Below are 24,066 nucleotides of genomic sequence, written 5' to 3' on the forward strand. Positions count from 1 at the left end.
CGGGCATGCTCCTCTCGGGTTATTCGCTCAGCCAGCAGCGGGACAGGTGATTTTCCCCTACTGCTTTTAGCTGCGGCATTTCGCTGCGGCAAAGATCAGTCGCCTGATCGCACCGGGGCGCAAAGCGGCATCCGACCGTAAGCGAGCCGGGAATCGGCACATTCCCCGGGATGGAGTAGAGCCTCTCCTGCGACTCTTCCAGCTTGGGCAAGGAGTTGAGCAATCCTTTTGTGTACGGATGCTTGGGCTTTTTCAGGATCGTGCGAACGTCTCCCTCTTCGATGACGTTGCCCGCGTACATGACCACGACGCGGTGGCACATCTCCGCGACCACGCCCAAATCGTGCGTGATGAGCAAAATGGCCGTCTGCGCCTCCTGGTTGAGTTGGCGCATCAGATCGAGAATTTGCGCCTGAATGGTCACATCGAGCGCCGTCGTAGGCTCGTCCGCAATCAACAGCTCCGGATTGCAGGCCATCGCCATGGCGATCATGACGCGCTGCCGCATCCCGCCGGAAAGCTGGTGCGGGTATTCATCGACAATCGCTTCCGCTCGCGGAATCCCTACTTTTTTCAGCATGTCGATCGCGCGAGCCCGCGACTCTTTTTTACTGGCTTTCGTATGTAAGCGAACCGCTTCGCCGATCTGATTCCCGATCGTAAAAACAGGGTTCAGGGACGTCATCGGCTCTTGGAAAATCATCGCGATTTCATTTCCGCGTATGTCCCTCATCCGCTTTTCATCGGCTGTTACGAGGTCTTCCCCTTTGAACTTGATTTTTCCCCCGACGATTTTTCCAGGTGGATTGGGCACCAGCTTCATGACTGACAAGGAAGTAACGCTTTTCCCGCAGCCTGACTCGCCTACGATGCCGACTACTTCTCCTTTGTTAACCGTGATCGTCACGCCATCAACGGCAGGGATTTGGCCGCGGTCCGTGAAAAAGTGCGTCTGCAGGTTTTCGATTTGAAGGACAGGATCTGACACGTGGCTCACCTCTCTTACCGATATATTCAGTAGAAAAAGATCTATCAGTAGACATTATGCCATTAATACAATTTTTTGGCAACACAATAAATTCTAACTATTATATTTTTGCTGACTATATCGAATATTCCTCTTTCCTCCCCCAATTTCATTCAAAAATTTTCGCTTGCGGCACGGAGCGCAGGCGCCATCTGCGTTGCACAGTTTGCGGCAAATCGTTCCCCGCCCGCCTGACACGCAAAAAAGACCCGCTCTGACGGGTCTTTTGTCACTGAGGCTTTGTACACCCCTTCTTTTTGCGCGTAAACAAAATCTACGGCTCGAAAAAACTTCCTACCCAATCGACAAACATTTGCGCGCCATTTTTGATGCTGTCGCCCAATGTCAAGCCCACACGGCTCACGTAGTTGACCATTTTCTCCGGCCCTGCCGTCTGCACCTGCTTGCCCATCACTGCGATTTCCATCTGACCTTGATCGACTTTTTTGATGTAAAAGGTCTGCGCTTTTTCTTCGGGCACTCCGCTCACCTTGGAGATTCCCCGCTCCGCCGTTTGCAGACCAATCACCACGCCGACCAGCAAAATGATTAACAGACCTGTCAGCTTCACCGTCACGTTCATGCCCATCACCTCTTCGCAGGCTCTTCCGCTACTGTTTTGCCTACTTTTTCGGCCTGCAGGTAATAAGCGGCAAAGACATCGGCCAATGCCTCCGCCGTATTCAAGCTCTCCTGCAAGGTGTTCTCCGTGCCACCTATTTCCATTAACAGGCTTCCCGGAGAGATGGACTGATTATACTCGCCATGATCGGTTTTTGCCCCTTTTTCCATCACGCCGCGGGACAGCTCGGGATACATCTTTTCCATCAGCTCGTGCAGTTCGGTCGCGAACGCCTCGTTTTTCTCGTGGCTTTTGTTCCGCTTGCCAATGACGAACATGACGCGTGCGTACGTTTTTCCTTTGATCGTCACGGTCGTGCGATCACGCGGAGCCGTATCGCGGTGCAGGTCGAAGAAGTAGTGCAGCTCCCGATTTTTTTCGACAGCGGCTTTCACTACTTGCAACGATTGGGCGTACGACAGCGCGTAATCCATCTTTTTGTTCAGAAGCTGCTGGTAAATGTCGTCCTTGCTTACATCCGCACCGATTCCCCGCTCGTTCAGCGCCTCGCTCAGATGTTGGCTGACGAGGGAGATGTTTCGGGTCGGATGATCGACAGAAGTGCCGACCGGCTTTGTTTCACTAAACCACGATTCGCGGTTGTGCGAATTGTAGACGAAGACGACTTTTTTGCCGTTCGTCGTGGCTGGCTTTGCCACAGGAGCGGGCTTTTCCTCTGCGGGCTTTGCCGCCGCCTGCTCTTGCGGCTCCACGACGGGCACGAGCTGGGACGTATCTGCCACCTGCTTCGGATGGGCGGGATACTCGACGTAAAAGTCAGCGAGCGTAGCTCCTTTTCCCTGGACGACAAACCGCGCATCCTCCGTCGTCACCATCCCCGGCAGCTCTCTGCCGAGCAGGCTGCGCAAATCGCCTGGCTGAATATTGGTCGCCAGTTGAAAAAGAAAGCCCGTCACGCTATTGGACCTGGCATCGGACGAAGCCTGCACCGTAGCGGAGAGAGCCGGAATCTCCTGCCCCATCCAGTTCAAAATCGCCAGACTCGATATATGCGACGCCGCCTGCTGGATGGCGGAGGAGGTGATCGCGACGCGATTTCCTCCCAGCGACAACACACCCGTCATGACGAACAAAAACGCGGTTATGAATGAAAGAACTGCGAATTGGCGTTGGATTAGGGTCGCCATCTGTCTCACTCCTCTGGCTGTTGCGTGGACGAAGCGCGACGCTCTCTCTCACGCTTGTCTATGCTTTAGCCTATGAGCCTCATAGAGACGATAGAACCCTTTTCTAGCTGTTCTCTCACAATCTAGCGCTTTGCGCGCAAGCTCCTTGGCTAGTGCGTGTAGGCGGCGCTGTTGTCCCCGTCCACGGCCTGATGCAGCGAGCGGTTCAGCCCGGTTGCGATCACGTTGGCTACGCCTTCGATGAAGTCGTCCACCTCTTTTGGCGTGACGACCAAATCTTGTCCAAGCGGCCGGAGCACCTCGTGGATCAGTTGCCGCTTTTCCTCTTCCGGCAGCGAGCCTACCAGCCCCATAAACGTTTTGCGCGATTCCATGTCAGGCAAATCATCCTCGGTGTACGGCTCGCTACGCTCCGGCACCGTGCTCAGCGCCAGCTTGTTGAACGCCCGCTTGCTCTCCACCATGGACTGCCCAAAATGCCCCAGCAAATACGTAATCGCGTCATTGACGATCGTGGAGGCAAAAACGACGGTCGGCACGCCGACTGCGATCACCGGAATCCCGAGCGTCGCCTGGTCGATCGCCTTGCGCTTGTTCCCTACCCCGGATCCGGGATGAATGCCTGTGTCCGATATTTGGATCGTCGTATTGACGCGGTGCAGAGCGCGGGAGGCGAGAGCGTCGATGCAGATGACGAAGTCTGGCTTGCTTTTTTCCACGACGCCGAAAACAATTTCGCTCGTCTCAATCCCGGTAATGCCCAACACGCCCGGCGAGATGGCACTGACCTCGCGATAGCCTTCCCCGACCGTTTCCGGGGCCAGCTTGTACAGGTGGCGCGTAATCAGCAAGTTTTCCACCACCATCGGCCCGAGCGCGTCCGGGGTCACGTTCCAGTTGCCAAGCCCCACGATCAGCGCCTTTTGGTCTTTCGTGATTCCCATTTGCTCCAGAAAAGCGGCAAATTCCACAGCGAACCGCTTTGCGACTTGTTCTTCTATAGAAGTATCGTTTTCGCGCAGCTTGGGTACTTCTATCGTCAGGTAGCGTCCCGGCAGCTTGCCGATTTGCTTGCCTGCCTCTTCCGTCTGTACGTGCAGTCTCGTCACCTTGATATTCGGCTCCCGGTCGTCAGCTTGCAGCCAAATGCCTTCGATATTGCTTTCGTTTTGCTGCTGGGCCAGCTCATGCGCCTCTACGGCCAAATCGGTCCGAATCGAGTAGCCTGACAAATCAATGTTGTGCGCCATGTTCCATCGACTCCCTTCTCGATGAGAAAAACGGTCGTGACCGTTTTCTTCCTGCTACTAGGTTGCTTGAATCCTTTATTTTTATTCCGAATCCTTTCTTGCAAATGGTCTTTGCCCATGCTAGAATTACTTTGTTGTATGACTGTATGTCTATGGTCGTCTAAGGAGGTGACACACATGCCAAACATTAAATCCGCGATTAAACGCACCAAAACAATCGAAAAGCGTCGCGCACACCGTGCTTCTCAAAAGTCTGATCTGCGCACTTCGATCAAGAGCTTTGAGAAAGCTGTCGCCGCTTCTGATGTAGCATTGGCGAAATCCACTCTTCTGGTGGCTGTGAAAAAGCTGGACAAGGCCGCTTCGAAAGGTCTCATTCATAAAAACGCAGCAAACCGTCAAAAGTCTCGTTTGATGAAAAAGCTCAACGTTCTGAGCGCTCCTGTAGCGTAAGAGACCAACCGAAAAAACCCCGCGAACGTCACGTTCATGGGGTTTTTTTATGTTTGGCGCTAGCTCGTCGTTGCTTGCCGCTCGGCATGGGCCCGCGCCACAAACAGCTCCAGCGCAAGACGCTTGTCCACCTGGCCGGACTTCATGCGAAAATCTTCTTCTGCCAGAATCCCCAGCAGCCTTTTCAACGAATCCTCGGAAAAATGGCGCGCCTGCTCCATCGCTTTTTTCACGGCGTAGGGATGCATTTTTATCATGCCTGCCATCTGCTGCTGCGAATAACCGCGCGGCGAGAGCTGCTTGACGTGCAGCAGCATGCGAAACTGTCTCGCCAACAGCGCAATCAGCTTGATTGGCTCCTCGCCTGTCTTCATGCAGTCGTACATCATCCGCAACGCCCTGTCCAACTTCCCTGACGCGACCTGCTCGATCAGCCCGAAAACATCCTGCTCCAGCGTCCGTGCGCCGAGCGTTTCGATCACCTCATCCGTAATGCTGGCCCCCGCTCCTACGTACAAAGCGAGCTTCTCCACTTCCTTGTCCAACAGTCGCAGCTCGTGGCCGACGCGCTCCACCAGCTTCATCGCCTGCGGGCGCCCGATCCGCGCCTGGTACTTGTCTGCCTGCCGCTCTACCCAGCCGTACAAATCCGCGTCCTTTAACAGCGGAAACGGAATGACCTTCGCTTTTTGCTGCAGCGTCTTGACGAGCTTTTTGCGCTCGTCCAGCTTTTCGGCTTCTGTATGTAAAATCAGCGTCGTGTACGGAGGCGGATTTTGCAAATAGGCAAGCAGCGCATCCGGATCGCTCTCCACTTTCGTCTGCGGCTTGCTCCCCGTCAAAAAATACGCGTGTTTGGCAATCACGAGGCGATGCTCTCCCAAAAACGGCAAAGTTTCCGCGTCTTGCAATATGTCCGCGAGTCCCGTCTCCGTACAATCGTAGACACTCATGTTGAGATCGCGAAACTGCGGGTCAATCATTTCGTTTTTGGCCAGCGACAAAAATTCTTCGGCTAAAAACGATTCCGGGCCGAAAAGCACGTACAGCGGCGAAAAGTGCTTTTGCCGGATTTCCCGAATGGCCGACAGGAGTGGCATGCGTTTTCTCTCCCTTTCCTTGCAACTTATCTGCGTCATTATAGCATTAGAAAACTTGACTTGCCCATCTTTTTGCCTGGTCAGCGACCAAAAAAACCGCTACCGATTGAACAGGTAGCGGTTTTTCCATCCGTTGGCACCTCTATGTAAACGTTTAGGGAAAAGCCCCGGGATTCCTCCTCCCCAAACGGTAAGCAGGGGGTGCTTGATAATGTACTTTACGCAAGAACCCCCTTAGTGGTGCCAGTCCACATTTGAAAAACACGTTTGCCCTGAAACAGGAAAAAAGCTGGATGATTATTCATCATTCTCTTGCTGGTTTTCCTGCTCCTTCTTTTTGTCTTGTTTGCTGTCTTTCTCCTCGTCTTCATCCCTGTCTGCTTTATCAGGCGCATGTTTGTTGTCATCTTCGTCCGTTTTCTCTTCCAGTCCGATCGGAAATGACGGCGGCTTATCCTCTGTCACTACAGGCTTTGGAGCAACTGCGGGCTTCGAAGCTGGCGGAGTCGTGTTTTGGGCAGGCGGCTTGACCGGTGGCTTTTGATCGGTTTGCGCAGGCGGCTTGGACGTTTTTTTCTTAGGCGGAGTTTCCTCGGACTTCTTCCCCACTTCCTTTTTATTCGATGGAGATGGATTAGTGCTTGGAGTAGGAGCTTCTGGTCCGTACACCACCGTTTTGTCCTCCACGACGGGGGCTGGAGCACTGTCTGTACCTTGGCTTAACGGATCTGGCTCCGGATGCTTCCCGTCGCCGCCTGTGAACAGCATGCCGATCAGCAGGCAGGCTGCAACAGCCGTGCTGCCAAGTCCGGCGAGCCATACTTTCATTCGCTTCCATTTTTTCGATTCCGACAGCGAAGACGACTTGCGCTTAACTTCAAGAGTAGGCAAGGATTCCTCAATCGTTGCAGATTTCACAGCTACCGGCTTTGCTGCCGCTGATTCCAACTGTGGCAAAATCGAATCTACAATGCTGAATGAGGGTACGACAGGGGGCAACTGCTCTAGTTTTTGCGACACAGTTTTCAAACGGTTGTACATAAGTTGCAGGTCAGCATCTTTTTGAATAAGGGTGTACAGCACTTGCTGCTCTTGTTCGGACAAGTCCCCATCCAGATCCCTCTGCATGCATTCCCAAATCTCTTCGTTAGTCATCAACCGATTCCCCCTTTCTGGTAGTCGTACAACAGTTCTTGCAACTGTTGCCTAGCCCGAAACAAATACGACTTGACCGTGTTAAGCGGCAAATCCAACGCTTCCGCTATTTCCTGATAGGATAAATCCTCCAGGTAGCGGAGTACTACAACCATCCGGTACTGCTTGGGCAGCTTCCCGATGGCTTCCTGGATGTCATTTGACAGCCCGGTGAGAAGGATCTCATCTTCTACGTTGTTTCGATCAGGTATTATCAGCTCATGCTCGTCGATTGAGACCGTTTCCTTCTTCGCGCGAAATTTATCCATACAGACATTGCTGACAATGCGTTGCACCCAGGTGGAAAACTTTGCCTTTTCCTGATAGGTGTCCAACTTGCGATAAATGCGAATAAGCACTTCCTGAGCAGCATCGAGCGCGTCCTGTTCATTTCCCAGAATATAATAAGCGCTTCGGTAAACGGAGGTCTCAACGGATCGAAGCAGCTCGACAAGCGCATCATGATCCCCGGATTGCGCCAGCCTGATCAGTTCTGCTTCCTGCATAATCTCCTCTCCCCCCTACAGACGGGTCGCTCATGAAAAAGGTTGCAACCATATTATGTATCCAATTGTTGGGTATTCCAAGACAGTCCGGCAGGCGAGATAATCAACGTAATCGCACCGTGCCGATCTGTCCGGTAAATCGTGGTGCCGTATTTCCCCAAACGCTGCAGCACCTGGACGGCAGGATGTCCATACCGATTGTTCACCCCTGCCGAAATGACCGCTGCTTTGGGAGCCGTCGCCGCCAGCAGCTCCTCGGTACTGGAAGTATTGCTGCCGTGGTGGGCGACCTTCAATACATCTACGGGTGACAGGCCGTTTTGGACGAGCACTGCTTCTCCGCTTCGTTCGATGTCGCCTGTGAACAAAACCGTTTTGTTGTATGCGGTAAGCTGAAGAACGACGGAGGCGTCGTTGCCGCGGAGTGTCGTTTCTCCAGGATGAAGCCATTTCCATTCGATTTCCGGTCCATCTGACCATACCTGACCGGGAGTGCCAGTCGTGATCGGGACGCCTCTTTCGCGAAAAAGCTCGCGAATCTGTGCTTCCTTTGCTTCAGGTACTTGTCCGTTCACCAGTACCTCCCCGAAAGAAAAGCGGGAAACCAGCGCTTCCATTCCTCCAATGTGGTCCAGGTCGCCATGCGTCATGATGGCACGATCAATTTTTTCGATCCCACGCGCCATGAGAAACGGGAGAACGACGTCCTTGCCTACTTCAAAAGGGTCGCGCTTCTCCATCCACGGTTCCGCTGCCGGATGGCGCATTGTCCCACCTGCATCCATTAAGTATACCTTCTCGGTGCCAATTTCGACAACGATGGAATCCCCTTGCCCGACATCGAGGAAGGTAATCCGCACTTCATCGCTGCCTGCAAGCGGCTGGCGTGCCGCGACCAAAAGCCCGAGAAATAAGGCCAAACAAAGCGCAACGTCTTGTTTGCGGTGGTAGCCGCGATTCCATAATATGGGCAGCATCCCGAGAAAACAGGCGTACAGAAGTAGCCACCACCACTTTGGATGCGGCCAGTAGGTAAATGGAATCACCTGTTGATCCAGCGCGTACAGCGGCTCGTGAATCCAGCCGAGCAGGCGGGTCGTAAGCCAGACAGGAACGGCCGCAAGCGCCGGATGGACGAGAGCAAGCACGATCGCGATGTAGCCGAGCGGCAGGACGAGCAAGGAAAGCACAGGTGTAGCCAGGAGGTTGACCAGCCAGGACAGCGGCGAAAACTGATGAAAGTGATAGATGAGAAACGGAAAAGAGACGAGTTGGGCGGAAAACGTGACCGCAACGAGCGTCCTGATCCAGACAGGTACCCGCTCAAACACGTGCAGGCTGTACGGGACAAACAGAATAAGCCCCAGCGTGACCGCAAAAGACAGTTGAAACCCGACATGCCACAACTGGTACGGATTTACCGCAAGCATGACCAGCAAGGCACCTGCCCAAACTTCTTTTCCATCCAGCCTTTTTCCTGCCACCTGGCAAACAAGCCCGACACCGCCCATCAAGCCGGAGCGGACAGCCGATGCGCTCGCCCCGACCAGCAGGACATATCCGACGAGCAAAGAAACAGTCGCAAAAAGCCCCCACCTGCGGCTTACTCCCAGCCTGTCCAGACACCACATGAACATCGAGGTGACCAGCGTCACATGCAAGCCGGAAATCGCGAGAACGTGGCTGAGTCCCAAATTGGCGTACATCGATTCCAGCTCAGGCGTCACGTCTTGGCCAAGCCCCAGCAGCAATGACTTCATATAACCGGCTGTTTCCCGATCGGCAAACAAGCTTTCGATCCGCTCGGCCCCCGCCTTTTGCCACTCCTGAAAACTCCCTTGAATGCTCGCTGCCGCCTCTACCCTCGCGTCCCGGAAGGCTGTCTCCGCCACGACGTGTACCCCTTGCCAGTGCAGGTAGCGCGCATAGTCAAAGGCGTGCGGGTTGCGCGCTCCTTGCGGCAGTCCGAGCCGGGCAAGTGCCACAAGCTCGCTGCCTGTGCGCCACTTCTCGACTGCTGCCGCTTCCTCCGCTGCACTCAATTTGACGCGCAGAACGATCGTTTCGTTTAGGCCAAGCTGCTGCCAGCTTTCGCCCTCTTCGCGCCACTGGCCCACATCCGCAAAGAAGCGGGCGACATCGCCGTCCCGTTTGACGCCAGAAGCGATTTCTCCGCGCACCCATACGGTTCGCTCCTGTGCCGCCAACGGTTTCATTTCCGACTGCTGGAGAATCTCGTACCCATAAAAATAGAGACCTGCTAGAATAGAGAGGAAGGAGTAAACAGCGAGGCGGCCTCGATAGGCGCGCGGAACAAACGCAGCCGCTGCCGCCCACGCCCCGGCCGCTCCGAGCAGCCAGACGGGATGCGCATACGCCGACAGGAGCAAGCCGCTCATCACGGCCAAGCTCGCATTCCAAAGTGACATCGTCTCCCCCTCCGTCCATTTGTCGAACTGTTCTTTTCCTGCGGAGAGTATATCCCCTGACAGGCGGACAAAAATAGAAGAGACGAGGGTCCTTTTTCCCCCTGGCTGTGCAACCGTTTTGCGCACAGGACCGGGCATCCAGAAGAGATTGCGCCAACTTGCGATACGTGATAGAGTTAGCAGGAGCAATCCAGTGAGAGGAAGAGTCATTTCATATGTGTGGAATCGTAACACTCTACAACAAGCGGCAAATGCCAGTTAGACAAGAAGCGATCAGCGCGATGACTGGTGTCATCCTGCACCGTGGTCCAGATGACGATGGTTTTCATCTCGAAGACAACATCGCCCTGGGCTTTCGTCGTTTAAGCATCATCGACGTGGAAGGCGGGCATCAACCGCTGTTTAACGAAACGCGTGACATCTGGATTATTGGCAACGGAGAAATTTACAACTACAAGGAATTGCAGCAATGGTTAAAGGACGCCGGTCACGTATTCCATACCGATTCTGATATTGAAACCATCCTTCACCTCTATGAAGAGGTAGGGACGGACGCGCCCAAGCACTTGCGCGGGATGTTCGGCTTTACCATTTACGACTCGCGCAAAAAACGGCTGTTTGGCGCGCGCGACCATTTTGGGATCAAGCCGCTCTACTATGTGGAAACGAATGATTCCATCGGCGTCGCCAGCGAGATCAAAAGCCTGCTGGAGCTACCCGGCTTTACGCGCGAGGTGAACCACAACGGCTTTTACCACTATTTGACTTTCCAATACGTTCCTGATCCCGAAACGATGTATCAGGGCATATACCGCATCCCGCCAGCCCACTCGTTCATCATCGAGAACGACCAGATCAAGCTGGAGCGTTACTGGGACGTGGAGTTCAAGCCAGACGAGAGCAAGCCGTTCTCGTACTTCGTGGAAGGGACTCGCAGCGTGATGCTGGAATCCATCGACAAGCACCGGATCAGCGAGGTTCCGCGCGGCGCTTTCCTTTCCAGCGGCGTCGACTCCAGCAGCATCGTCGCCATGCTGCGCACCTTTGAGCCTGTGAAAACTTTTTCCGTCGGCTCGGACATTCCTGGTTACAGCGAGCTGGACTTCGCGAAGCGGACGGCTGCCTTTTTGGGCACCGAGCACTTCGAGCGGGTCGTCAACGCCCAGCAGTACATGGATGAACTGCCACGCCTCATCTGGCACCAGGACGAACCGGTAGCGGACCCTTCCGCCATCCTGCTCTACTTCGTCGCGCAAATGGCGAGCGAGCACGTCACCGTCGTCTTGTCCGGCGAAGGCGCCGATGAGTTTTTCGGCGGGTACAACATTTACCGGGAGCCTAGCTCGCTCAAGATGTTTTCCGGCATGCCTGGCTGGATGCGCCAGTCGATCGGTTACATGGCACAGCGCCTGCCCGATCAGGTAAAAGGGAAAAACTTCCTCATCCGCGGCTCGAAGACGGTGGAACAGCGCTTTTTCGGCAACGCCCTGATCTTCAGCGAAGAGATGAAAAGACGCGTCGTGATGGACGACATCGCCCGTTCCGAATCGTACGTCTCGCCGTTTACGATCACAGAAGAGATTTACAAGCGCGCTTCCCAGTACGATGACGTGACCAAGATGCAGTATTTGGACATTCACACCTGGCTGCGCGGAAACATTTTGATGAAAGCCGACAAAATGACGATGGCAAACTCATTGGAGCTGCGCGTTCCTTTCATCGACCTGAAAGTGTTCGAGTTCGCCGCTACCATTCCGACGAAGTACAAGATCGCCAACGGCACGACCAAGCACGTGCTGCGCGAAGCGATGAAAGACTTCCTGCCGCCGGAAATCAAGTCGAAGAAGAAGCTTGGCTTCCCGGTTCCGACTCGCCATTGGCTGAAAAACGAATTTTACAAATGGGCAAAAGAGATCATTTTCGAATCGAAGGTAGACAATTTGATTAATAAGGCCTACGTGCTCTACATGCTCGACGAACACCGTGAAGGAAATGCCGACTATAGTCGCAAAATCTGGACGATCCTCGTTTTCATGCTGTGGCACCAAATCTTTATCGAGCAAAAATATACGTTCGATCCGTACGTCAGCCCGAATGTAGACATTCGCCGCAAGAAAAATTCGCTGCAGCATATCGGCTAAAAGCCGGTAGCGTGCCTACGCAAAAATATTTGCAGACCCTCTTTTACTTTTCGTAGATTGTGACTAGAGAATGCTTTCGCTCTATTCCACAAGCACACGCGAGGTAAGGGAGGGTCTTTTGCTATGCTGTTGGATTGGTGGGAACGTCATCGACGCCTGGTCCTGATCGTGGCGGCGACCTTGTTTGTGGCCGTCAGCTTTTGGCTCTACCAGGGGGAGCAGCGGGCAGAGACCGTCGGTGTACCGCTCGTTTCCTCTGCCTATGCGGAAAGGGAGCGCGTCGGGCAGCCGGAAACTGCCCTACAGAAACGGGAGCCTGTCCTTGACCAACCATCTGATGCGCACGCCCGCAGCGAAGCGGAAGCCGCAGTCGAACGAAAGCCCGCCCCTCCGCCTCTCTACGTCGACGTAAAGGGCAAGGTGAAACAGCCGGGACTGTACCGCTTCACGCCGGGCATGCGCGTAGCGGACGCGATCGAACAGGCTGGCGGCGCCCTGCCCGAAGCGGACCTCGATCAAATCAATCTGGCTGAGCCGTTGGCAGATGGGACTGCGCTTTTGGTTCCGGCAAAAGGCAGCGCGACTGGCGGGCCTGGATCGGCAGTTGGCGCGCCTCCCCTTTCGCCAGTGCCCGCGAGCGTGACCCGTGCTGCGGGGACTGGCGGCGCTGTGCCAAAAGCCAAGCTGCTCAATCTCAACACAGCGACCGTCGAGGAACTGACGAGCTTGCCAGGAATCGGGGAGGCGCGGGCAAAAGCGATTTTGGACTACCGTTCGCAAGTCGGCCGCTTCCGTTCCGCCGACGAATTGAAAAAGGTTTCTGGGATCGGGGCAAAGATGTTCGAGCGGATCAAAGACCAAATCGTTGCGCAATAAAGCACTGTCCGGTCATGATTGCCGATCTTCTCACATAGAATGGGGAAAGAATATCGGAGGGAGGTATGCCCATGGATAAAATCGGGTTCATTGGTACGGGCAGCATGGGCAGTATCTTGATTGAAGCATTGCTGTCCGCCAAAGCGCTGTCTCCCAGCCAGATCATCATCAGCAACCGCACGATCGAAAAAGCCGAACAGCTCGCTAAGCGGCTTGGCGGGCTGGCGGTCGCCCATAGCAATGTGGATTTGGCCAGAGAAGCCGACATGATCCTGCTGTGCGTCAAGCCGCTGGAGTACAGCGTGCTGCTCGAGCAACTCGCCCCTGTCCTGACGGCGGAACAGCTTATCGTCACGATCACCAGTCCGATCAAGCTGGAGCATCTTGAGTCAAAAGTACCTTGCGCCATCGCCCGGGTCGTTCCGAGCATTACCAACGCGGCGCAGAGCGGCGTGAGCCTGTGCGAATTCGGTGCGCGCGTCGACGAAGAGCAGCGCCATTATATTCGCAACCTGTTTGCCCACATCAGCACGCCTGTCGAGATCACCGCGCCTTTCTTGCGAATCACTTCCGACATCGCCAGTTGCGGCCCTGCCTTTTTGAGCTATATTTTGCAGCAGATGATTCAGGATGCCGTCGAAGAGACAGGCATCTCGACAGAAGCCGCTACTTATTTGACCTCGCAGATGCTGATCGGAGTGGCCGATCTGTTGCGCGAAGAAAAATTCACGCTCCCTTCCTTGCAGCAGCGCGTCTGCGTCCCCGGAGGAATCACCGGCGAAGGGCTGATTCCTTTGCAAAGCAAGCTGCCCGGCATTTTTGCAGAGGTATTCCGGCGCACGCGCGCGAAGTTCGCCGAGGATCAGGAACTGCTCGACCGTTATTTGAACGAACAGCCGCAGTAGCTGCGAGAGCGTGGGTTGCTTGCAGTTGCGAGCCTTGCAGAGCGACGACAAGCACGCTGTCAGTATCAGAAAACTGGCAGTACGAAAAAAGGAGCGGAAACCTGTTATTCAAACAGGCTCCACTCCTTTTTCCTTTCACCTCTCACCCGCTTGCCATCACGAGAGGATGACAAGCCGACGGTGAGCGATAGACGCTTTTCGTGCGACTAGCGAGTCGTTTATCTGGCCCGCCTTCTGGATCGTGCGTCTAATCCGACTAACGAACCACAATATTAACCAGCTTGCCAGGCACGGCGATGATTTTGACGATTGTCTTGCCTTCGATCAGTTCCTTAATCAGCTCGTTGCCGAGTGCCAGCTCCTCCATTTGTTCCTTGGTCGAGTCGGAGGCAATGAGCATTTTTTCCTTGTTTTTGCCGTTGATCTGGATGACGATTTCCACTTCGTCCTCGACCAGCTTCGACTCGTCGTAGGTTGGCCATGGCTCGTAAGCGATTGTATCGTTGTGGCCGAGTTTTTCCCACAGTTCCTCGCCCAAGTGCGGGGCGATCGGGGACAGCATTTTCACGAAGTCTTCCATGTATTTTTTCGGCAGGACGTCTGCTTTGTACGCTTCGTTGACGAATACCATCAACTGGGAGATCCCTGTATTGAAGCGCAGGCCCTCGTAGTCTTCCGTCACTTTTTTCACGGTTTGATGGTAGACGCGCTCCATGCTGGTCGGTTTGTTCGTATCGACGATTTTCGGGTTCAGCTCGCCGTTGTCTTGAACGAACAGGCGGTACACGCGGTCCAGGAAGCGGCGCGCGCCATCGAGACCTTTTGTCGACCAGGCGATGGATGCATCCAGCGGCCCCATGAACATTTCGTACAGGCGGAGCGTGTCGGCACCATGGCTGTTGACGATATCGTCCGGGTTGACGACGTTGCCTTTGGACTTGCTCATTTTTTCGTTGTTTTCACCGAGAATCATGCCTTGGTTAAACAGCTTCTGGAATGGCTCCTTGGTTGGCACGACGCCGATGTCGTACAGGAATTTGTGCCAGAAGCGGGAGTAGAGCAAGTGCAATACAGCGTGCTCTGCACCGCCGATGTAGATGTCGACTGGCAGCCATTGTTTCAGCTTTTCCGGATCGGCCAAAGCTTTGTCGTTGTGCGGGTCGATAAAGCGCAGGAAGTACCAGCAACTGCCCGCCCATTGCGGCATGGTGTTCGTCTCGCGGCGCGCTTTCTTGCCGGTTTCCGGATCGACGGTGTTCAGCCAGTCGGTGATGTTGGCGAGCGGCGATTCGCCTGTGCCGGACGGCTTGATTTCTTTTGTTTTAGGCAGCATGATCGGCAATTCGGATTCTGGCACAGTTTTCATTGTGCCGTCTTCCAGATGCAGGATTGGAATTGGCTCGCCCCAGTAGCGTTGACGGCTGAACAGCCAGTCGCGCAGACGGTAGGTCACTTTGCGGCTGCCTTTGCCTTCTTTCTCCAGCCATTCGATCATTTTGTTGATCGCCTGTTCTTTGTTCAGGCCATCGAGCATGCCGGAGTTGATGTGTTCTCCGTCGCCTGTGTACGCTTCCTTGGAAATGTCTCCGCCTGCGATGACCGCTTTGATTGGCAGATCAAACGTCTTGGCGAACTCGTAGTCGCGCTCATCGTGCGCCGGTACAGCCATGATCGAGCCTGTTCCGTAGCTAATCAGCACGTAATCGGCAATCCAGATCGGCAGACGTTCGCCGTTAACCGGGTTGATCGCATAGGCGCCTGTGAATACCCCTGTCTTTTCTTTCGCCAGGTCGGTACGCTCCAGATCGCTTTTGTGCTTCGTCTGCTCCAGGTAAGCTTCTACCGCTGCTCTCTGCTCTGGCGTCGTAATCTGTTCCACCAGCTTGTGCTCGGGAGCGAGTACCGTGTAGGTGGCGCCGTAGAGCGTATCCGGACGGGTCGTGAAGACAGTAAAGGTCTGGTCGTGTCCCTCAATGGCAAACGTAACCTCTGCCCCTTCGGAACGGCCGATCCAGTTGCGCTGCATTTCCTTGATGCTCTCCGGCCAGTCCAGCTCTTCCAGGTCTTCGAGCAGTCTTTCCGCATACGCGGTAATTTTCAATACCCATTGTTTCATCGGGCGGCGTTCGACCGGATGGCCGCCACGCTCGCTTTTGCCGTCAATGACTTCTTCGTTGGCCAGAACGGTTCCCAGCGCCGGGCACCAGTTCACGGCTACTTCGTCAACGTAGGCCAGGCCGTGCTCATACAGCTTCGTAAAAATCCACTGGGTCCATTTGTAGTAGTGCGGATCGGTCGTGTTGATCTCTCTGTCCCAGTCGTAGGAGAAGCCGAGCGACTTGATTTGGCGGCGGAACGTGTTGATGTTTTTTTCTGTGAACTCCGCAGGGTCATTCCCCGTATCGAGCGCGTACTGCTCGGCTGGCAAGCCAAACGCATCCCAGCCCATTGGATGGAGCACGTTGTAGCCTTGCATCCGCTTCATGCGGGACAAAATATCGGTAGCCGTATAGCCTTCCGGGTGTCCGACGTGCAGCCCGGCACCAGATGGATACGGGAACATATCGAGTGCGTAAAACTTTTTCTTGTTCGGGTCCTCAGAAGTTTTGAAGGTCTTGTTTTGCTCCCAGTATTGTTGCCACTTTTTTTCAACATCACGATGACTGAAAACCATGGTAGAGCACTCCCATCTTGAAATAGGTAAAAAATGAAAACTCGGCTACACCGAGCCATTGGCGTAGCCTTCGTTGCACTTATACCGGATAAGAATCTGTACATTCCGGTCCAGTATAAAGAAAACCCCACGTCCCCAGTCGTTCTACGAAAGGGACGAGAGGTTTGTTTATATTCCCGCGGTACCACCCAGATTGGCGAATGAAAAAGCATTCACCCACTTGAAATCCGTAACGGGGATGAGCCGCCTGCCCTTACGCAACCATGTACACATGGCCTTCGGGGCAAGTGCTGGGAGGCGAGTTCAGATAGTCCCGGGTTGACTTGCACCTGCCGTCAACTCTCTGTATCCGCGGGGCATATTCCTACTATTCCTCTTAAACGCGTCGAAATTTGTAGTTATAACGCCATTATAGTCAATATAAACCAACCGTGTCAAACCCTACGGCTTGCGAGCGGCAAAAAATAAGCGTTCGCTCGCTTCCTGCGGCGGCAAATCCGAATAGTCTGCCGTAATGACGATGTCCGTGAAGCCCGCGTCGGCCAGCCAGCGCATCAGTTGGACCGGCTGGTAGGCTCTTTGCCAATGCTCCTCCTCCAGCCGCTCGTACAAGCCGTTTGGCTGGCGGACGAAAAAGGTGAGCTGGTGCTCTACCTCCAGGCGCAGCGGATCGCAAAAACATTGCCAAATGTACGAAACCTCATCGTCGACGTAGGTGAATGTCTCGTCGCCGAAAATATGCAGCATTTTGTACGGGCTGTGCACATCGAACAAAAAGCTTCCCCCGGGAGCAAGGTGAGCGAAGACGCGCCGAAACGTCTCCTGCACGTCCGCTTCTTCTGTCAGGTAGCTGAGAGAGTCGCACAAGGAAATGACCGCGTCCGCCTCCGGCAAGGAAAGCTCGCGCATATCCTGCTCGACCCACGCCACCTCTACTTGCTCCTGCCGCATTTTGTCGTAGGCAATCGCCAGCATCTCGGCGGACAGATCGACGCCCGTGACCCGATAGCCGCGCTTGGCCAGCGGAATCGCAATCGATCCCGTCCCGCAGCCCAGATCAATGACTCGTTTTGGGGCCTCTCCCTTTTGCCAGGTGCGCTCGACCCAGTCCAGCCATTGATCGTAGGGGGTGTCCGCCATCAGCCTGTCGTAAACTGCGGCCATGTGTGCGTACGCCATCCGTTTTTACCCTTGCGCAGCGAAGGACACTTCTTCTGCATCCTTCCACAGTCGCTCCAGATTGTAAAACTCGCGATCTTCGCGGTGGAAGACGTGAATCACGATATCGCCGAGGTCGACGAGCACCCAGCGTCCCTCATCCGCGCCTTCAATGCCGCGAACGTCAAAACCGTTTTTGTGGGCTTGATCGCGAATTTCGCGCACGATCGCCTGCACCTGACGCTCGTTGTTTCCGTGGCAGATCATGAAGTAGTCTGCAATCACCGAAAGCTTGCTGATGTCCAGCACCTTCAGATTTTCTGCCTTTTTGTCTTCTGCTGCCTTCACTACCAAGCGAGCCAACTCTTCTACTGTTTTAACCATCAAAGCCCTCCTTCTTTCCCTTTGCGGGATACCAGATCGTTATAAGCGGTAAGCGTCAGCGGATAGACCGTCTTCTGCTTTTCTATCAAAAACTGGATCGTGCCTCCCAAAGCGAGAGCCAGGGCGGCATCAAGGTCTTTCTCGGCCAGCGTGCGAATCTGCTCCACGCCAGGAAAATTCCGGTTCGGTTCTATATAGTCTGCCACACAAACCACTTTTTCTAACAGGGACATCCCGGCTCGCCCGGTCGTATGGTAGCGAACGGCTTGCAAAATATCCGGGTCCGTCACTCCCAGGTCGTTCTGAATGACGATTGCCCCGGCAAAAGCGTGCCACAGCTCTTTTTCCCCTTCCAACAGCTCTGTCGGCATATCGTGGCGAACGAGAATTTCGAACATTTTCTCCACGGGCCAGCATTTGCAGTAGTCGTGCAAAAGTCCGGCAAGCTCGGCTTTGTCAGGGTCAGCGCCGTATCGCTGTGCAAGCTCGCGGGCAGACTGGGCGACCCCCAAAGTATGCTTGTAGCGCTTCTCGTGCATTTGCGCCCGGATGCGCGCAAACAGTTCCTCCCGATTAGACAAGAGTTTCATAGAATCGGTTCTCCTTTATATAACGCTCCACAGCATCAGGTACCAGATAGCGGATGCTTTTGCCCGCCGCCGCCTTTTCCCGGATTAACGTGGAAGAGATGTCCCAGACCGGCATCTCCACGAAGGTGACGTACTCGCACGCCTCCCGCTCCAACTCCGTGCCCGGTCGCGCCAGACCTATAAAGCGTACCATGCGGATCAACTGTTGGAACTGGTACCATTTGGGCAAGATTTTTACCATGTCTCCCCCAATAATAAAAGAAAACTGACAATCAGGAAACTGCTGCGTGAGCAGAACCATCGTATCGTACGTGTAAGAGGGGCCTTTTCGGGCCAGTTCGATATCCGTCACGCGAAACGACTCGTGATCGGCTATGGCGAGCTGAACCATTTGCAGGCGATGATGCGCCTCTGTCAGCCCCTCCCTGCTCTTGTGCGGCGGAATGTGCGATGGCATAAACCAGACCTCGTCAAGTCCAGCCTGCTCTCTGGCCTGTTCAGCCGCCAGCAAGTGGCCGCAATGGATGGGATCAAACGTGCCGCCCATGATCCCGACTTTTTTTCGTGCGTCCTTCATGGTGTTCGATCACTTACGGCAGCTTGATCGTCTTGTGCTCCCGGGACTCTTTGTACAAGACAACCGTATGGCCAATCAGTTGCACCAGCTCGGCACCCGCACCTGCTGCCAGTTCTTCTGCTACTTCATGCTTGTCGTCGCTGTTGTTTTGCAAAATCGCGACTTTAATCAGCTCGCGCACTTCCAGCGCTTCCTTGATCTGGGTAATCATATTTTCGTTAACGCCGCCTTTTCCTACCTGGAAAATCGGGGTGAGATGATGAGCTTCTGCGCGCAAAAAGCGCTTTTGCTTGCCGGTCAACATCGGCATGCCTCCTTTAGTTCCTGCAATCATGTTCGATCAGGTTGTTTTCGTCAGTTGCTGCAAGACGACTTCGCGCATGACTTCCGTCGGTGCGTCGGTTCCCGTCCACAGCTCAAAAGCAAGGGCGCCCTGGTTCACAAACATGCCGACGCCGGAGTGAACAGTCGCGCCGATCGCCTGCGCTTCGCGGAGCAGTCTTGTCTCCAGCGGGTTGTAAATCAGGTCGCTGACAATCAGCCCGGAGTGAAGCCAGTCTGCTGGCACCGGGGTGTCCTGCACGTTTGGCAGCATTCCGATGGACGTCGTATTAATCAAAAGCGAAGAGTCCGCGATCGCGTCTTTGCCTTCGCCCTGCTCGACGATTCGCGTCGGAACGATCGTGCCTACATGCTCGGCCAGCATGGCGGCTCTTTCCCGCGAGCGATTGATGATGCGGATTTCCTTTACGCCTTTTTCGGCGAGCGTAAACGCAACGGCACGGGCAGCACCGCCCGCGCCCATCATGGTGACAATTTGCTTGTCCAGCACGATTCCCGTCTCTTCCACAAGGGAGCGGACGTAGCCCATGCCATCTGTATTGTAGCCGATCAGCCTGCCATCTTTGCTCACCACGGTATTGACGGCGCCGATTCGCTTCGCCAGCGGATCAATTTCATCGAGCATCGGCATGATCGCGACCTTGTGCGGGATCGTGACGTTAATCCCGCGAAGGCCCAATGCGCGAATCCCCGCTACCGCGTCCTCCAGCGCTTCCGGTTCGACGTCGAAAGCCGAGTAGGCAAAGTCGAGTCCGGTCTCAGCAAAAGCAGCATTGTGCATCATCGGAGACTGCGAATGGGATACCGGATGTCCAAACAGGCCGACCAACTGTGTTTTGCTTGTAATCATGGAGCTTTTCCTCCCCCGTAGCTTCTCTCTCTAGCATATGGCGCAAAGCAAAAGACGCCATCATGCGCGTCGCTGGCAAAAGGCTAGATCAAACCTCTGCGCATGCCCACGCTTACCCCTTTTGGCGCGTGAACGACGACGTTCGCTTCGTACTTGCCTTGAATCGTCACCCAGCCCAAGCCGGAAATGACGATATCCGTAGGGATTTGCGACTGCTTGACCTTGAACGAATGCTTCACAAACGGCGGCAATGCTTTGGCCGCTTCCTCCCCGGTAGGGGGCACGAGCAATGTGCCGTGATGCTTTTGCAGCACCTCGTCCGCCTTTTCCAGCTTCGTGCGGTGAATGTACAGGTCGTTGTCGACATAGACGACAAACGGCTGCTTCGGTCCGCGTACAAAGTCAATGCGGGCAAGTCCGCCCAGGAACAAGGTTTGCCCATCTTCAAGCTGGTACACCTTGGAGTTGATCCGGCTTTTCGGCGTGATTTTCCGCAGATCGGATGGAGAAATCATGTGCCCGATCTGATCGCGGTTGATAATGCCCGGCGTATCGAAAATGGAGCGTCCGTCTTCCAGCGGGATTTCGATTTTGTCCAGGGTCGTGCCTGGAAACGGCGAGGTCGTAATCGTAAGCTCTGCCGCTCCGTAGTCGTGCAGGATGCGGTTAATCATCGTCGACTTGCCGACATTGGTCACGCCGACGATGTACACATCGCGTCCTTTGCGCAGTTCCCCGATCCGGTTGAGCAACTCGTCGATATGCTGCCCTTTTTGCGCACTGATGAGCACGATGTCTTCCGGGCGCAGGCCGCGTTCCTTCGCTTCGTGCTGCATCCAGTTGCGTACACGGTTCAGGTTGATGTTTCTCGGCAAAAGGTCCACCTTGTTGCCGACGAGCAAAATCGGGTTGTTGCCGACGAAGCGCGGCAAGCCTCTGAGCCAGGAGCCCTGGAAGTCGAAAATATCGACGACCATGACGACCAGAGACTGTGTCGAGCCGATGCCGTCCAAAATTTTCAGGAAGTCGTCATCGCCCATCGCCACTGGCGCGACTTCGTTGTAGTGCTTGATGCGATAGCAGCGCTGGCAGATCACCACTTTGCGGCCCAGCGCCGATTCAGGCGCATAGCCGGGCTTTTTCGCATCCTCGGTCTGAAGCGCAATACCACAGCCGGCACAAGTGCCGATTGTTTGTTCCGTCATGCTTTTCTCCTCCACGAAACCATTCCTTTCCTTTCCATCCAGCTCAAAGCCACGCGCTCCATCTGACGGTTAAAGCGCGTCCAGAAACCGTCCGTCTGGGCCACAGGCACGACCAGGATCGTATGAAACCCCAGCCGATTTCCTCCCAGCACATCGGTAAACAATTGATCGCCGATCACGACCGTCTCGGCAATCGTCACATTCATTTGCCGAACCGCCTGCAAAAAGGCACGGTTTGTCGGCTTTCTCGCCGCACAAATAAAACCGAGATCGAGCGGTGCACAGAAGCGCTGGACGCGCTCCTTGTTGTTGTTGGACACGACCGTGACCTGGATGCCTGCATCGTGCAAGCGCCCGAGCCAGCTTATTACTTCCGGGGTAGCTTCTGGCCTGTCCCATTCTACAAGGGTGTTGTCCAAATCTGTAATCACCGCGCGGATTTTATTTCGTTTCAATTGATCTATATCAATGTGATGGATAGACTCCACGAACTGACTGGGCATCAGCTTGTTTAAAAACACGGGGCACCTCCATATGATGTGCAGCCATCAACCGCGATTTCGGCACCTACTATACCATAATCGACCACCCTGTTGCAAAAGAAAAACATTAGCTGCCGCTTGCCGTGGACAACGGCTTTGTGCCATAATGGAAACACTAAGAAAACTACTTTTGTTTATCCGGTTTTCAACCGGTGGTTAGGCAGGGGGGCGATGGCGATGAAAGACCGGATCATGAAAGGTTTTATTGATGAGATCAGAGACAAGGGCATGAAGTTTTCCATGGACGACCTGGCTCGCAGGCTCGGCATCAGCAAGCGGACGCTCTACGAGCACTTTTCCTCGAAGGTGGAGATTCTCGAGGTGATCATCTCCCAAACGTTTGCCGAGGCCGATGAAAAAACAAAGCAAATTCTCGACGACGACAGTCTTTCCCTGATCGAAAAAATCAAAGGCGTCATGATGGTTTTGCCGACACACTACGAGTTTTACGATTTGCGCATTCTCGAACAGATGAAGCGCTACTACCCGGAGCAATGGGCCTTGGTCGACTCCGCGCTCTCGGATGACTGGCAGACGCTGCGCGGACTGATCGAGCAAGGAATCAAGGAAGGGCTGATCGTCAACATGAATGTCACGCTGATGATGAAGCTGATCGTGGACGCGGTCAATTCGACGCTCGACCAGCGTTTCTACATGCAAAACCAGATTACCGTATCGGAAGCTTTGGCCGCGATTGTAGACGTTCTGTTGTACGGACTCGTGCCAGTGGATAAAAGGTGACCCCTTTTATTCCCTTTTTTTGCGAAAACTAATAAAACAAAAATAGTTTTTTGAGTTAGATGGGATGAGGTGTTGATGATGTCTTTTTTCACGCAAATGACAAAGCCGCAACGTACCGGTTTGCTTTTTGTGATTCTGATTTTGTTTATCGACATGCTGCTTTACAGCCTGTTGATCCCGATCGTTCCTTATTTTTCCGAGACGCTGCAGCCTTCCTCGACGATGATGGGCGTCCTGTTCAGCAGCTATGCGGTCGCGATGTTGCTCGCCACGCCGATCTTCGGGCCGATCTCTGACCGCTTGGGCAGACGGACAGTGCTGCTCGTCGGCTTGGTCGGGCTTGCCGCTTCGACGCTGCTATTCGCTTTTTCCGAAACGATGGCCTTGCTGATTACAGCCCGCTTCGTGCAAGGGATTGCGGCGGCTGCGACGTGGCCGACGGCGCTCGCCCTGCTCGCCGACCTGTTCCCGCCGAAAATGCGCGGAGCGGTCATGGGCACCGCGCTGACGGCCATCTCTACAGGCACCTTGCTCGGCGCGCCGATTGGCGGCTGGCTGTTTGAAATTAGCGATCACCGGACGCCGTTTCTCGCGGCTGCGGCCTTTACGGTCATCAACATCGTCTTGGTGTATTTGTTCCTCAAGGAAGAAACGGCGCGCACAGCGAGCGAAAAGCTTTTGGTCGGCAAATTTTTGCGCAATCCGCAAGTCGTCTTCATCGCCGGGATCGTCCTGCTCGCGGAAGTGTCGCTCTGCCTGCTGGAGCCGACACTGCCCGTCTTTTTGACGCAGAAGCTCAGCATTACGCCGACCGTGATCGGGCTGTTGTTTGGCGCGATGACGCTGGCATACGGATTGATTGCCCCCGTGGCAGGCTCGCTGTCCGGCCGGTTTAACCCGTACAAACTGATGTTTGCCGGAGTCGTTGCACTCGCTGTCTTCATGCCTTTCCTGGTCTGGGCCGACTCGCTGTGGCAAGCCGGAATCGCGATGGCGCTAGTCGGCGCGAGCGTCGGCTTCACGCTGTCCCCTACTCTCCCGACACTCGGGGGGATCATCGACCAAGGGGGAAGCGGCGCTTACGGAACAGCCTACTCGCTGTTCAACATGTTCCACGGAATCGGCATGGTTGCGGGCCCACTGGCTGGCGGGATTTTGACGGATCTCTTGCCTGTGTCCTCGGCTCTCCTCGTCGTCGCGGCAGCGGTGCTCGGCTTTGGCATCTTGCTGTTCATCCAGTTGAAAGCGAGCAAGGCGGTGCGGTATTCCGCACAAAAAGGCGAGATGCACACGCCTTGAGGGGTTGCGATCAAAGCAGGCGACGGTGATGATTTGGCGGCGGTTGGCGGGAG

At 54.7% G+C, this 24,066-nt stretch carries 23 protein-coding genes and 1 other annotated feature; of the genes, 6 read left to right on the top strand and 17 right to left on the bottom strand.

Annotation, left to right across the window (positions count from 1 at the left end; translation table 11 throughout):
• Positions 1-19: 19 nt before the first annotated feature.
• The 4 genes from AC3WJN_RS13110 to gpr form a co-directional block, all read right to left on the bottom strand.
• Complete coding sequence (locus AC3WJN_RS13110; RefSeq protein ID WP_005833139.1) at positions 20-988, bottom strand: ABC transporter ATP-binding protein; 969 nt, start codon at positions 986-988, stop codon at positions 20-22.
• Between the two features lie 313 nt (positions 989-1,301).
• Positions 1,302-1,610 carry a DUF3679 domain-containing protein gene (locus tag AC3WJN_RS13115; RefSeq protein ID WP_007777498.1) on the bottom strand — a complete coding sequence of 103 codons (309 nt, stop codon included), beginning with the start codon at positions 1,608-1,610 and terminating at the stop codon, positions 1,302-1,304.
• A 5-nt stretch (positions 1,611-1,615) separates the two neighbouring features.
• Positions 1,616-2,797 carry a stage II sporulation protein P gene (gene spoIIP / locus AC3WJN_RS13120; RefSeq protein ID WP_007777495.1) on the bottom strand — a complete coding sequence of 394 codons (1,182 nt, stop codon included), beginning with the start codon at positions 2,795-2,797 and terminating at the stop codon, positions 1,616-1,618.
• Between the two features lie 149 nt (positions 2,798-2,946).
• Positions 2,947-4,047: a GPR endopeptidase gene (gene gpr, locus AC3WJN_RS13125; RefSeq protein ID WP_007777491.1), complete on the bottom strand. Its 1,101-nt coding sequence runs from the start codon at positions 4,045-4,047 to the stop codon at positions 2,947-2,949.
• A gap of 177 nt (positions 4,048-4,224) precedes the next feature.
• On the opposite strand from gpr, the gene rpsT reads away from it, so the two are divergent.
• Complete coding sequence (gene rpsT / locus AC3WJN_RS13130; RefSeq protein WP_005833151.1) at positions 4,225-4,500, top strand: 30S ribosomal protein S20; 276 nt, start codon at positions 4,225-4,227, stop codon at positions 4,498-4,500.
• 59 nt (positions 4,501-4,559) lie between these two features.
• On the opposite strand, the gene holA is transcribed toward rpsT, so the two are convergent.
• From holA to AC3WJN_RS13150, 4 genes are all read right to left on the bottom strand, one after another.
• Positions 4,560-5,600: a DNA polymerase III subunit delta gene (gene holA / locus AC3WJN_RS13135; protein ID WP_005833153.1), complete on the bottom strand. Its 1,041-nt coding sequence runs from the start codon at positions 5,598-5,600 to the stop codon at positions 4,560-4,562.
• Positions 5,601-5,897: 297 nt separating this feature from the next.
• Entirely contained in the window at positions 5,898-6,755 is an 858-nt protein-coding gene (locus tag AC3WJN_RS13140) for a hypothetical protein (protein ID WP_005833155.1), read from the bottom strand.
• Positions 6,755-7,300: an RNA polymerase sigma factor gene (locus AC3WJN_RS13145; RefSeq protein ID WP_005833157.1), complete on the bottom strand. Its 546-nt coding sequence runs from the start codon at positions 7,298-7,300 to the stop codon at positions 6,755-6,757. The genes AC3WJN_RS13140 and AC3WJN_RS13145 overlap by 1 nt, the downstream gene beginning before the upstream one ends.
• Positions 7,301-7,353: 53 nt before the next feature.
• Positions 7,354-9,729, bottom strand: coding sequence for a DNA internalization-related competence protein ComEC/Rec2 (locus AC3WJN_RS13150; RefSeq protein ID WP_007777479.1), 2,376 nt, complete (start codon positions 9,727-9,729; stop codon positions 7,354-7,356).
• Between the two features lie 215 nt (positions 9,730-9,944).
• Here AC3WJN_RS13150 and asnB point away from each other — a divergent pair, with 215 nt between their 5' ends.
• The 3 genes from asnB (at position 9,945) to comER (ending at position 13,651) form a co-directional block, all read left to right on the top strand.
• The gene (gene asnB / locus AC3WJN_RS13155) at positions 9,945-11,870 is read left to right on the top strand and encodes an asparagine synthase (glutamine-hydrolyzing) (protein WP_005833159.1); all 1,926 of its coding nucleotides are present in this window, start codon (positions 9,945-9,947) and stop codon (positions 11,868-11,870) included.
• A gap of 123 nt (positions 11,871-11,993) precedes the next feature.
• Positions 11,994-12,746 carry a helix-hairpin-helix domain-containing protein gene (locus AC3WJN_RS13160; RefSeq protein WP_005833161.1) on the top strand — a complete coding sequence of 251 codons (753 nt, stop codon included), beginning with the start codon at positions 11,994-11,996 and terminating at the stop codon, positions 12,744-12,746.
• 71 nt (positions 12,747-12,817) lie between these two features.
• Entirely contained in the window at positions 12,818-13,651 is an 834-nt protein-coding gene (gene comER / locus AC3WJN_RS13165) for a late competence protein ComER (RefSeq protein WP_005833164.1), read from the top strand.
• Between the two features lie 256 nt (positions 13,652-13,907).
• On the opposite strand, the gene leuS is transcribed toward comER, so the two are convergent.
• The 9 genes from leuS to AC3WJN_RS13210 all read right to left on the bottom strand — a co-directional run bounded on the left by leuS (position 13,908) and on the right by AC3WJN_RS13210 (position 21,952).
• Positions 13,908-16,325: a leucine--tRNA ligase gene (gene leuS, locus AC3WJN_RS13170; protein WP_005833166.1), complete on the bottom strand. Its 2,418-nt coding sequence runs from the start codon at positions 16,323-16,325 to the stop codon at positions 13,908-13,910.
• 148 nt (positions 16,326-16,473) lie between these two features.
• Positions 16,474-16,715 (bottom strand) — a binding site (T-box leader).
• Positions 16,716-16,766: 51 nt separating this feature from the next.
• Positions 16,767-17,504: a class I SAM-dependent DNA methyltransferase gene (locus AC3WJN_RS13175; protein WP_007777469.1), complete on the bottom strand. Its 738-nt coding sequence runs from the start codon at positions 17,502-17,504 to the stop codon at positions 16,767-16,769.
• A 6-nt stretch (positions 17,505-17,510) separates the two neighbouring features.
• Entirely contained in the window at positions 17,511-17,867 is a 357-nt protein-coding gene (rsfS, locus tag AC3WJN_RS13180; RefSeq protein ID WP_005833170.1) for a ribosome silencing factor, read from the bottom strand.
• Positions 17,867-18,457 carry a bis(5'-nucleosyl)-tetraphosphatase (symmetrical) YqeK gene (gene yqeK, locus AC3WJN_RS13185; RefSeq protein WP_221842078.1) on the bottom strand — a complete coding sequence of 197 codons (591 nt, stop codon included), beginning with the start codon at positions 18,455-18,457 and terminating at the stop codon, positions 17,867-17,869. The genes rsfS and yqeK overlap by 1 nt, the downstream gene beginning before the upstream one ends.
• A complete protein-coding gene (locus AC3WJN_RS13190; RefSeq protein ID WP_005833174.1) occupies positions 18,441-19,034 on the bottom strand; it encodes a nicotinate-nucleotide adenylyltransferase in 594 nt (197 codons plus the stop codon). The genes yqeK and AC3WJN_RS13190 overlap by 17 nt, the downstream gene beginning before the upstream one ends.
• Positions 19,035-19,047: 13 nt before the next feature.
• The gene (gene yhbY / locus AC3WJN_RS13195) at positions 19,048-19,338 is read right to left on the bottom strand and encodes a ribosome assembly RNA-binding protein YhbY (RefSeq protein WP_005833176.1); all 291 of its coding nucleotides are present in this window, start codon (positions 19,336-19,338) and stop codon (positions 19,048-19,050) included.
• A 36-nt stretch (positions 19,339-19,374) separates the two neighbouring features.
• The gene (locus AC3WJN_RS13200; RefSeq protein WP_026558452.1) at positions 19,375-20,226 is read right to left on the bottom strand and encodes a shikimate dehydrogenase; all 852 of its coding nucleotides are present in this window, start codon (positions 20,224-20,226) and stop codon (positions 19,375-19,377) included.
• A gap of 83 nt (positions 20,227-20,309) precedes the next feature.
• Entirely contained in the window at positions 20,310-21,431 is a 1,122-nt protein-coding gene (yqeH, locus tag AC3WJN_RS13205; RefSeq protein WP_005833179.1) for a ribosome biogenesis GTPase YqeH, read from the bottom strand.
• Positions 21,428-21,952 (bottom strand): YqeG family HAD IIIA-type phosphatase, encoded by a 525-nt coding sequence (locus AC3WJN_RS13210; protein ID WP_005833181.1) that lies wholly within the window; start codon positions 21,950-21,952, stop codon positions 21,428-21,430. The genes yqeH and AC3WJN_RS13210 overlap by 4 nt, the downstream gene beginning before the upstream one ends.
• Positions 21,953-22,150: 198 nt before the next feature.
• On the opposite strand from AC3WJN_RS13210, the gene AC3WJN_RS13215 reads away from it, so the two are divergent.
• Together AC3WJN_RS13215 and AC3WJN_RS13220 are read left to right on the top strand one after the other, a co-directional pair.
• Positions 22,151-22,714 carry a TetR/AcrR family transcriptional regulator gene (locus tag AC3WJN_RS13215; protein ID WP_492329279.1) on the top strand — a complete coding sequence of 188 codons (564 nt, stop codon included), beginning with the start codon at positions 22,151-22,153 and terminating at the stop codon, positions 22,712-22,714.
• A gap of 78 nt (positions 22,715-22,792) precedes the next feature.
• Positions 22,793-24,013 (top strand): MFS transporter, encoded by a 1,221-nt coding sequence (locus tag AC3WJN_RS13220; RefSeq protein ID WP_197186771.1) that lies wholly within the window; start codon positions 22,793-22,795, stop codon positions 24,011-24,013.
• Positions 24,014-24,066: the final 53 nt, after the last annotated feature.

The organism is Brevibacillus sp. FW306-2-1A-C05A (genome assembly GCF_058781555.1).